Origin of the sequence: Streptomyces sp. NPDC050988, assembly GCF_044456225.1 — a bacterium.
Taxonomy (GTDB): Bacteria; Actinomycetota; Actinomycetes; order Streptomycetales; family Streptomycetaceae; genus Streptomyces.
The window spans coordinates 452,372-462,444 of sequence record NZ_JBITFQ010000003.1 but is presented as its reverse complement, the minus strand read 5'-3'; the positions used below and the strand labels follow the sequence as shown (position 1 = coordinate 462,444).

The following is a 10,073-nucleotide window of genomic DNA, read 5'->3' as shown; positions in this document are numbered from 1 at the left end:
CACGCCACCACGCCGCAGCGGTAGCCGCGCACCGGGACCCACACCCCGTGGGGCGGGCGGGGTGCCACGCCGGCCCCCGGGGGGGGGCGGGGCGCGCGGGCCCCCCCGCCCGCCCCGGGGGCGCGGGGAACTGCGCAGTCTTTGTCTTTAGGGGCGCGGGGAACTGCGCGACAAGCCCCCACCGGCCCGCAGCAAACGAACCGCACATCCAGAACGAACCGCACATCCGGCGGAACGCTAGAACGCCGGGCCACCCAGCTTGTCGCCCGCCGCCGCCAGGCGACCCCACAGGAGGTCGGCCAGGGCCCGGACCAACTCCGCACGGGCGCAAGGGCGTTCGCCGAGCCACCAGTCGCCCGCCGCGTGCATCATGCCGACGATCCCGTGGCCCCAGACACGGGCGAGCTGCTGGCTGTCGGGGCCGAGGTCGACGCGCTCCTCGATGACCTCGGCGAGCTCCTCGCCCATGCGGCGCAGCAGGGGAGCGGAATGCTGCCCGGCGTCGAAACCCTGGTCGCTCTGCGGGCCGCCCTCCGACGGATGCATCAGGAAGCGGTAGACCTGCGGGCGTGCCTCGATCGCCGCGAGGTACGTGTCGAGCGTGGCCTCCACGCGTTCCCGGCGCTCGGCCGGTGCGTCCAGGGCCGCGCGCAGCGCTCCGAGGAGGGCGTCCGTGTGCCGCTTGGCGAGGGCCGCGTACAGTCCACTCTTGTCGCCGAAGTGGCGGTACAGAATCGGCTTGGTGATGCCCGCCTCCGCCGCGATGGCGTTCATCGACGCACTGGGGCCGTCGCGGAGCACCACCCGGTCGGCGGCCTCCAACAGCTCGCGCCGTCGGCGGTCGGCGGACCTCTGCTGATCGGTCCGCTGCGTGGTGTCCATGTGCTCTCCCCACCCGTGCTTGTTCGGTGACGCCTGCGCAACGTAACACCCGGACACAATTCTGCCTCGAACGGGCTGCCGAGCGGGAACGGGGAGTTGACATTTCCTACCCGCCGGTAACAAGCTACGGTTACCGCAAGTAACACGTGAGTGCAGCGCTGGAGGGGACATGGCCGAGTTCACCATGGAGCTCAACGACGAACAGAAGGAGGTCCGGGACTGGATCCACGGGTTCGCCGCTGACGTCATCCGCCCCGCGGCCGCCGAATGGGACGAGCGCGAAGAGACTCCCTGGCCGGTCATCCAGGAGGCCGCGAAGGTCGGCATCTACTCCCTGGACTTCTACGCCCAGCAGTACTTCGACCCCACCGGCCTCGGCATACCCATGGCCATGGAGGAGCTGTTCTGGGGCGACGCGGGCATAGCCCTCTCCATCGTCGGCACCGGCCTCGCCGCCGTGGGCGTCCTCGCCAACGGCACCGAGGAGCAGATCGGCACCTGGATCCCCCAGATGTACGGCGATGCCAACGATGTCAAGGTCGCCGCCTTCTGCTCCTCCGAGCCCGACGCCGGGTCCGACGTCGCCTCGATGCGTACACGTGCCGTGTACGACGAGGCCAAGGACGAGTGGGTGCTCAACGGCACGAAGACCTGGGCGACCAACGGCGGCATCGCCAACGTCCATGTCGTGGTCGCGGTGATCGACTCCGAGCTGGGCTCCAAGGGCCACGCCTCCTTCATCATTCCGCCGAACACGCCCGGCCTGTCCCAGGGCCAGAAGTTCAAGAAGCACGGCATCCGCGCCTCGCACACCGCCGAGGTCGTCCTGGAGGACGTACGCGTCCCCGGTTCCTGCCTGCTCGGCGGCAAGGAGAAGCTCGACGAGCGCCTCGCCCGCGCACGTGAGCGGGCCAGGGCCGGCGGTGGCGAGCGGCTGAAGAACGCGGCGATGGCCACGTTCGAGGCGTCCCGCCCGGCCGTCGGTGCCATGGCGGTCGGCACCGCCCGGGCCGCGTACGAGGTCGCCCTCGACTACGCCAAGACGCGTTCGCAGTTCGGCCGCCCGATCATCGACAACCAGGGTGTGGCCTTCCAGCTGGCCGACATGCGTACGTCCATCGACGCGGCGCGGCTGCTTGTGTGGCGCGCTTCCTGGATGGCCGTCAACGGGAAGCAGTTCACCTCGGCCGAGGGCTCCATGTCGAAGCTCTTCGCCAGTGAGACGGCCAAGAAGGTCACCGGGCAGGCGATTCAGATCCTCGGCGGCAACGGGTACACCCGGGAGTACCCGGTTGAGCGGATGCATCGGGATGCTGCGATTTACACCATCTTTGAGGGTACGAGTGAGATCCAGCGGCTGGTAATCGCGCGGACTCTTTCGGGGATGCCGATTCGGTAGTTGTGAGATCTGCGGGCGCGTCGTGGCTGGTCGCGCAGTTCCCCGCGCCCCTGAAAGACGAAGGCGCGCCCAGGTCACCGGTGTTTCAACGGTGTGAGTTGCTCAATGTCGTACCTCGAGCGCAGCTCCTCGATTGCCTCGTGGTCCGGCGGGCCGCCCGCGTCCAAGATCTTCAGCAGCTCGTCGAAATAGCGCTCGTGATCCGGTGGCGGGGATGCCTGGAAGAACATCTTGGCCGGATTCCCCGTGGGATTGGCGAACGCGTGCGGGCAACCGGGCGGTACGACGATCACCGTGCCCGGTGTCGCCCGTACGACCTGGTTGCCCGAACCGGACTGCCAGCGCTGCCAGTTGTCGGGTGTGCGGACGAGGGGCTCGAAGGCGAGCACGTCCAGCTCACCTTCGAGCACGTAGAACAGCTCCTCGCTGCGCGAGTGGACGTGCGCGCCCACGTCGAAACCCGGCGGGACGACGACCTCGAAGCTGGAGGCCGTCCGGGAGTGCGTGCCGGTCACCTTGAAGGTCACGTGCTGGGCCGGCGTACGGACCGTACGGCCGTGACCGGGCGGGACCAGCAGGCCTTCGGGCGGCGGCGTGAGGGCGGTCACCAGGTGACGGGCAGGGCCTCGGGCCCGCGGATCAGCGCGCCGCGCCGCCACGGCACCTCGTCCTCCGAGACCGACAGACGCAACGTCGGGATCCGGTCCAGGAGCGTGTTCACGATCAGCTCCTGCTCCATGCGGGCCAGCATGCCGCCCACGCAGTAGTGCGGGCCGTGCCCGAACGCCAGGTGCGGGTTGGAGCCGCGCTCGAAATCGATCCGGTCGGGGTCCGGGAAGACCTCCGGGTCACGGTTGGCGGCCAGATACGACACATAGATCGGGTCGCCCTTGCTGATCCGTACACCTCTGAGCACCACGTCCTCCGTGGCGATGCGGGACAGGCCGACGGCGTTGCGGTGCGGGATGTACCGGTGCAGTTCGTCGATCGCCTGCGGGCGCAGCTCCGGCTCCTCGCGCAGCCGGTCGAAGAGGGCGGGCCGGGTGAGGAGGATGTAGAGCATCTGGCCCGTGTTGTTCGTGACGGCCTCGCCGCCGATCTGGATCGGGCCCGCGAGCGCCATCGCCTCCTCCTCCGTGATGTCGCCCCGGCCCACCGCCGCGCCCAGCAGCGAGGTCACATCCTCGCCGGTCGCGCCGCGCCGCTCGGCGATCAGCTTGGCGAAGTACGCCTCCATGTCCCGCTTGGCCTGCTCGCTGACCTTCGCCCCCTGGGAGGAGGAGAGGATCGCCTGAGTCCACGTGTGGAGCGTGTGCCGGTCGGTGGCCGGGACGCCCATGAGTTCGCAGATGACGGTGATCGGGAACGGGGCCAGGACACGGTCGATGAGGTCGGCGGGCGGTCCGTCCCGCAGCATCTCGTCCACCATCCCCTCCAGCGTCCGCTGGGCGTTGGCGCGCAGCCGCTCGATGCCACGCGTGGTGAACGCGCTGTTCACCGCTCTGCGCAGCCGGGAGTGGTCGGGCTTGTCGACGAAGTTCATCGCGCTCGCCTGCGGGATGAAGTGCGGTGCCAGCCGGGTGACTTCGCGGCCGATCACCTCCGCGCGGCTGAACCGGGGGTCGTTCGTGACCAGCCGTACGTCCTCGTAGCGCGTGACCAGCCAGGCCCAGCCCTCGCCGTTGGGCAGCTGGATCCGGTTGATGGGCCCCTCGCGCATCAGCTCGGACAGGACGGGGTCGAAGTCGACCCCCGTCAGGTCCAGGGCCGGCCAGTGCCGTACCGGGGGTGCCGCCGTCGTCTCTTCGCTCATGGTCATGTCATGCCGTTTCTTCGTCTGAACGGTGCCAGCGGCCCAGCGCCATCTCGGCCGTGATCCCCGGCCCGAAGCCGGCGAGCAGTCCGCGTGCCTGGTGGTGGGAGCCGCCCTCGTCGAACAGTCGGCGCAGCGCGTCCAGGACGACGGCGCTGGCGATGTTCCCGTACTCGGTGAGCGTCGCCCGGCTGAACCGGAAGGCCTCCGGTGCGACTTGGAGGAACGTGCTGAGGTCGTCGAGGATCCGCGGACCGCCGGCGTGGATGATGTAGAAGTCCAGGTCGGAGGCGTCCCAGCCGTGCAGGCCCGCCAGGTCCTGCAGAGCGGGGGCGAGCGGTTCCATCGTGGTCGGCACCCGCTTGTCCAGCAGGAAGTGGAAGCCGGTGGCCCGGACGTCGTACATGATCCAGTCCTCGGTCTTGGGGATCAGGTACGAGCCGTTGCGCTCCAGGCGGATGCCCTCGCCGCCGCGTCCGCGGACGACGGCAGCGGCTATCCCGTCCCCGAAGAGGCCGTTGCACAGCAGCGAGCCGACGCCGAGGTCGGTCGGCTGGTAGCAGAGCGAGCAGAACTCGCAGGCCACGATGAGGGCGTTGGCCTCGGGGTAGGCCGTACAGAAGTCGTGCGCCCGGTTGATCGCCGCGCCCCCGGCGGCGCAGCCGAGCTGCGCTATCGGTATCTGGCGCGTGTCGCTGGAGAACTCCATCGAGTTGATCAGCCAGGCCGTCATCGAGGGCATCATGAAGCCCGTGCACGAGACGAAGATGATCACGTCGATGTCGGCGGCCAGGACCTCCGCCTCGTCGAGCGCCCGCTGGACGACCGCCGGGACGCGGGCCTTCGCCTCGGCCTCGTAGACCTTGTTGCGCTCCTCGAAGCCCGGGTGCTTCAGGGTTTCCTCGATGGGCCGCACGATGTGCCGGGTGCGTACGCCGGTGTTCTCGATCAGCCGGAGCGCGAGCGGCAGCTGGGGGTGATCGGGGTGACGGGAGCGCGCCAGCTCCAGCGTCTCCTCCATCGTGATCACGTATTCCGGAACAGAGACCGCGGGTCTGCACAAAGTCGCCATGTGCCTGCGCCTTCTCTCGCCCGCCGGGAACTCCCTCTCCTCGGCGGAAGGGTGGTTCCACCACGATCACCCGGCGGGGCGGGGATATCGCGCCGGATTACTCCAGATCGGGGACCCGGCGCCGGCGTGGCACCCTGGTCGCAGGGTCAGCGAGTCAGCCGAACCGAAGGAGTACGCGATGACGCGGACGGCCAGGGAACTGCTGGACGGCACCACCGGAAAGCTCGCCCCCGACCCCCACGCCAACCGCCTCCTCCCGCTGATCGCCCGGGGCGCGGCCCGCCGCGACACGCTCGCGGCACTCGCCCTCGAACAGCGCCATGTCATCGCCGCGGACCGCCGAGCGTTCCTCCACCTGGCCGAACGCTCGGCCGCGAAGGGGACGGCCGCCGGTCCCGAGTGCGCGGCCTTCTTCGGCATGCTCGCGGAGGGCGAGACGCTGGCCCAGGACCGGCTCGGGGCGTACGCGACGGCGTGCGGTGTGGACACGGCACGTGAGGCGGCGTACGAGCCCCTCGCCGACTGCCAGGCCTATCCCGCGTACGTCGCCTGGCTGGCCCTCAACGGCTCACCGGCCGAGGTGGTCCTCGCCCTCAGCGCCAACTTCGCGGCCTGGGGCGGCTATTGCGCCACGATCGCCGACTCACTGCGCCGCCACTACGGCTTCGACGACGAGCCCTGCGGCTTCTTCGACTTCTTCGCCGAACCGTCACCCGAGCTGGAGCAGCGGGCCTTGGCAGCTGTGCAGGCAGGGCTCGACGCGGGGAGGATCGATGAGGGTCGGGTCCACCGGTACGGCGGTCTGCTGCAGGCCGCCGAGACACGGTTCTGGCACGCGTTGTGGGAGCAGGACAACCGTGCCCCGTAAGGGGCGCGGGGAACTGCGCGATCAGCCACAACGAACCCGCAGCGTTCAGACGACCTCAGAAACGGCACCTCTAGCCGGACGCACTCCCACTGCTGTGCGCGATGCACGCCACGTCAATACGGTCGGCGAGCTTCGCGAGCTCGATCGTCAGCGCCGCGACGGTGTCCTCGTCGAGCCCGTCCTGTCCCGCCTCCACAAGATGCAGCCACCGACCACCCATCGTTCGCAGGAGCTTGCTCACGTCGGCCGCGGAAACCTGCAAGGTACCGCGGTCGTCGACGATCAGAGGCAGGGTCACTTCGCGGTTCACAGAGGGGATCGTAGCTGCGGAACGCTCACGCTCCGTGCCATACGGTGGTGATGTTGCAGAACTCTCGGATTCCGTGTCCCGACAGCTCACGCCCGTAACCGGACCGCTTCACCCCGCCGAACGGGAACGCCGGGTGGGACGCCGTCATCCCGTTGACGTACACGCCGCCCGCCTCCAGATCACGTACGAAACGGTCGATCTCGGCCTCGTCGCGGGTCCAGACGTTGGAACTCAACCCGAACGGCGTGTCGTTGGCGATCGCCACGGCCTCGTCGAGATCGGCGGCTCGGTAGAGGGTCGCCACCGGTCCGAAGGCCTCCTCCAGATGGATGCGCATCTCGGGGGTGATGTCGGCGAGGACGGTCGGCGGGTAGTACCAGCCGGACCCCTCGGGGCGCTCGCCGCCGCACAGGACGGTCGCGCCGCTCTCGACGGCGTCGTCGACGAGCTCCTCCAGATCGCCGCGGCCCTGTTCGGTGGAGAGCGGGCCGACGTCCGTGTTCTCGTCCAGGGGGTCGCCGACCGTCAGGGCCTTCATGCCCGCCGTGAAGCGCTCGGCGAAGGCGTCGAAGACGTCCGTGTGCACGATGAACCGCTTGGCGGCGATGCACGACTGCCCGTTGTTCTGCACGCGCGCCGTCACCGCGACCTGCGCCGCCCGATCAACGTCCGCCGACGGCATCACCACGTACGGGTCGCTGCCGCCGAGCTCCAGGACCGTCTTCTTGACCTCGTCCCCGGCGACCGACGCGACCGCGTGGCCCGCCGGCTCGCTGCCGGTCAGGGTGGCCGCCTTGATCCGCGGGTCGCGCAGGATGTCCTCGACCGCGCCCGAGCCGATGAGCAGGGTCTGGAAACAGCCCTCCGGATAGCCCGCCCGGCGGAACAGGTCCTCCAGGTACAGGGCGGTCTGCGGGACGTTCGAGGCGTGCTTGAGCAGGCCGACGTTGCCCGCCATCAGCGCGGGCGCGGCGAAGCGGATCACCTGCCAGAGCGGGAAGTTCCACGGCATGACCGCCAGGACCGGGCCGAGCGGGCGGTAGCGCACGAGGACGCGGGAGGCGCCGGAGTCCTTGGCGTCGGACGGGTCGCCCTCCTCGTCGGCGAGGAGCTTCTCGGCGTGGTCGGCGTACCAGCGCATCGCCTTCGCGCACTTGGCGGCCTCCGCGCGGGCCTGTTTGACCGGCTTGCCCATCTCGGTCGTCATCACGCGGGCGATGTCCTGCGCGTCGCCTTCCAGGAGGTCGGCGGCTCGGTGCAGTAGCTGTGCGCGCTCGGCGAATGAGGTTGTGCGGTGGGTGTGGAACGCCGCCTCTGCGGTTGCGAGGCGGTGTTCGATCTCCTCGGGGCCCAAGGCGTCGTAGGTCTTGAGCGTCTCGCCGGTTGTCGGGTTCACGGTGGCGATGGGCATGGCTGTGACCTCCTGATGCGGGGTGTGCCTTCGACCCTCTCGCTGGGTGGGAGGTGCCGCAACGTGTGGTACTCGAAGCGCGGGCCGTATGTGGCTGGTCGCGCAGTTCCCCGCGCCCCCAAAGGGCGCGTTCCACTGCACGCGTGCCCTTGGAGCTAGCCCGTATGCCCTTCGAGGCGGTCCAGGAACGTCGTCTGGGCCTTGACCAGGAGGGGGCGTGCTCGGGTCGGACTCAGCCATTCCACTCTGTCCAGTTCGGGGAACTCCTGGACCCGGCCCGAGCCTCGTGGCCACTCCATCGTGAACGTGCCGGGGATCATCGTCGTCACGTCCAGGTCCGCCTCCATCGCCCAGACCGTGACGATCTTGCCGTTGGTCTGGGTGACCTCGCCGAGGGGGATGGGGTCGCCGTCGGGAGGCGGGAGCCCCAGTTCCTCCTGGAACTCTCGGCGTGCCGCGTCCCAGGCCGGTTCGTCGGGCTCGTACTCGCCCTTGGGCACGGTCCAGGCGCCGGCGTCGCGACGGGCGAAGAAAGGGCCGCCCATGTGGCCCAGGAGTACTTCGACGCCGTGGTCGGTGCGGCGGAACAGGAGGAGGCCCGCGCTGCGTTTGGCGGTGGCGGTCACGGGGTGACCTCCGGGTGCGCGGCGAGCAGGGTTTCCACGGTGTCGGCCTGTGCCGGGGTCTTGTCCTCGCGGTAGCGCACGACCCGGGCGAAGCGGAGGGTGACGCCCGCCGGGTAGCGCGTGGAGCGCTGCAGACCGTCGTACGCGATCTCGACGACGAGTTCGGGACGGACGGTCACGACCCAGCCGTTGTCCTCGACGGCGAGTTCCTGGAGCCGCTCGGTCTGCCAGGCCAGCATCACGTCCGTCAGCCCTTTGAAGGTCTTGCCCAGCATGGCGAAGGAGCCGTCCGGATTGCGGGCGCCCAGATGCAGGTTGGAGAGCTTGCCGGTGCGCCGCCCGTGGCCCCACTCGGCGGCCAGCACGACCAGGTCCAGGGTGTGTACGGGCTTGACCTTCAGCCAGGAGGCACCGCGCCGGCCCGCGCTGTAGGGGGCGTCGAGTGCCTTGAGTACGACACCCTCGTGGCCGCGCTTGAGTGTGCCGGCGAGGAACTGTTCGGCGGCGGCCCGCGCCCCCTCGTCCGCCGGGTCGGCCACGAGGGTGCGGCGTACGCGCATCGGTTCGGGGACCAGACGGGCCAGCTCGGTGTGGCGCTCCGCGAACGGCAGGTCGAGCAGGTCACGGCCGTCCACGGAGAGCGCGTCGAAGAAGACGGGGGAGACGGGAACGGCCCCGGCGGCCGTGGCGACGTCCACGCGGGAGCCCACGCGGCCGGCGATGTCCTGGAACGATCGCGGCCGCCCGCCCTCGTCGAACGCGATGACCTCACCGTCGAGGATGAAATTCCCGCCCTTCAACTCCCTTGCTGCGGCAGTGAGTTCGGGCAGTCGGTCCGTGATGTCGTCCAGGGTTCGGGTGTAGAGGCGTACGTCGTCGCCGTCGCGGTGGACCTGGACGCGGATGCCGTCCAGCTTCTCCTCGACCGCGCAGGCGCCGAGCTTGTCGATCGCCTCGGTGACGGACGAGGCGCTGTGCGCGAGCATCGGCTGGACGGGGCGGCCGACGGTGAGCCGGAACGCGGTGAGGGCCTCCGGTCCTTCGGCGAGCAGCCGCTCGGCCACGGTCTGGAGCGAACCCGCCAGCATCACCGCCCGCCGTACGTCGGCGGAGGGCGCGCCCGTCGCCTGGGCGAGGCCCTCCACGGCGACGGCGTCCAGGGCGCCCTGACGCACCTCACCGCCGATCAGCCCGAGCAGGAACCGCTGCTCGGGCTCGGTGCACGCACCCATCAACTCCCCGACCAGCCGCGCCCGTTCCGCCTGGGAGCCGGTGCCGGAGACCTTGCCGAGGGCCGTGAGGCGGGCGTCCACCTCCCGCACGGTCAGCGTGGGTTCCGGGGCGGGCGGGACCGGTGTGCCGAGGATCTTCCAGCCGATACCGAGCCGGCCCTGGGGAAGGCGGCCCGCCAGATACGGGATGACGATCGGCACGTCGTCCGCCTCGGCGTCCCGGAACAGCTCCGCGAGCAGAGCCGTCTTCCGGGACCGCGCCGAGGTGGCGGAGACCTCCTGGGACACACGGGCGAGCCGGTGCAGCAGCATGCAGCCATGGTGCAACGGAGGCGCCCGATCCGCGCCTGCACGGCGAGGTCTTCGGCCCGCGCCGGCATGGCAGGGTCGTTGGCCCACAGCGGCATGACAGGGTCTTTGGCCCGGGCAGGCCCGGCTGCTTCTCGGGCCCGCGCCCAGC

At 70.1% G+C, this 10,073-nt stretch carries 10 protein-coding genes; 2 read left to right on the top strand and 8 right to left on the bottom strand.

All coding sequences use genetic code 11. The features are described from left to right. Positions 1-237 precede the first annotated feature (237 nt). Positions 238-882: a TetR family transcriptional regulator gene (locus tag ACIBEI_RS10295; protein WP_143642952.1), complete on the bottom strand. Its 645-nt coding sequence runs from the start codon at positions 880-882 to the stop codon at positions 238-240. Between the two features lie 169 nt (positions 883-1,051). Here ACIBEI_RS10295 and ACIBEI_RS10290 point away from each other — a divergent pair, with 169 nt between their 5' ends. Further along, on the top strand, positions 1,052-2,281 hold the full coding sequence (locus tag ACIBEI_RS10290) for an acyl-CoA dehydrogenase family protein (RefSeq protein WP_190231688.1): 1,230 nt from the start codon (positions 1,052-1,054) through the stop codon (positions 2,279-2,281). 74 nt (positions 2,282-2,355) lie between these two features. Here the strand turns inward: ACIBEI_RS10290 and ACIBEI_RS10285 are convergent, their stop codons facing one another. The 3 genes from ACIBEI_RS10285 to ACIBEI_RS10275 are packed head-to-tail and all read right to left on the bottom strand — an operon-like array spanning position 2,356 to position 5,166. Next, a complete protein-coding gene (locus ACIBEI_RS10285; protein ID WP_189843812.1) occupies positions 2,356-2,889 on the bottom strand; it encodes a cupin domain-containing protein in 534 nt (177 codons plus the stop codon). Beyond that, positions 2,886-4,094 carry a cytochrome P450 gene (locus ACIBEI_RS10280; RefSeq protein ID WP_398887396.1) on the bottom strand — a complete coding sequence of 403 codons (1,209 nt, stop codon included), beginning with the start codon at positions 4,092-4,094 and terminating at the stop codon, positions 2,886-2,888. The genes ACIBEI_RS10285 and ACIBEI_RS10280 overlap by 4 nt, the downstream gene beginning before the upstream one ends. Positions 4,095-4,101: 7 nt before the next feature. After that, positions 4,102-5,166, bottom strand: coding sequence for a type III polyketide synthase (locus ACIBEI_RS10275; protein ID WP_398887046.1), 1,065 nt, complete (start codon positions 5,164-5,166; stop codon positions 4,102-4,104). 178 nt (positions 5,167-5,344) lie between these two features. Here ACIBEI_RS10275 and ACIBEI_RS10270 point away from each other — a divergent pair, with 178 nt between their 5' ends. Beyond that, a complete protein-coding gene (locus tag ACIBEI_RS10270; RefSeq protein ID WP_398887044.1) occupies positions 5,345-6,034 on the top strand; it encodes a transcriptional regulator in 690 nt (229 codons plus the stop codon). 70 nt (positions 6,035-6,104) lie between these two features. Here ACIBEI_RS10270 and ACIBEI_RS10265 read toward each other — a convergent pair whose 3' ends face one another. The 4 genes from ACIBEI_RS10265 to ACIBEI_RS10250 form a co-directional block, all read right to left on the bottom strand. Then, complete coding sequence (locus ACIBEI_RS10265; RefSeq protein ID WP_055617065.1) at positions 6,105-6,344, bottom strand: DUF6213 family protein; 240 nt, start codon at positions 6,342-6,344, stop codon at positions 6,105-6,107. 25 nt (positions 6,345-6,369) lie between these two features. Beyond that, positions 6,370-7,755 carry an NADP-dependent succinic semialdehyde dehydrogenase gene (locus ACIBEI_RS10260; RefSeq protein ID WP_398887042.1) on the bottom strand — a complete coding sequence of 462 codons (1,386 nt, stop codon included), beginning with the start codon at positions 7,753-7,755 and terminating at the stop codon, positions 6,370-6,372. 155 nt (positions 7,756-7,910) lie between these two features. After that, positions 7,911-8,381 (bottom strand): NUDIX domain-containing protein, encoded by a 471-nt coding sequence (locus ACIBEI_RS10255; RefSeq protein ID WP_398887040.1) that lies wholly within the window; start codon positions 8,379-8,381, stop codon positions 7,911-7,913. After that, the gene (locus tag ACIBEI_RS10250) at positions 8,378-9,925 is read right to left on the bottom strand and encodes an ATP-dependent DNA ligase (RefSeq protein WP_398887038.1); all 1,548 of its coding nucleotides are present in this window, start codon (positions 9,923-9,925) and stop codon (positions 8,378-8,380) included. The genes ACIBEI_RS10255 and ACIBEI_RS10250 overlap by 4 nt, the downstream gene beginning before the upstream one ends. Positions 9,926-10,073 lie beyond the last annotated feature (148 nt).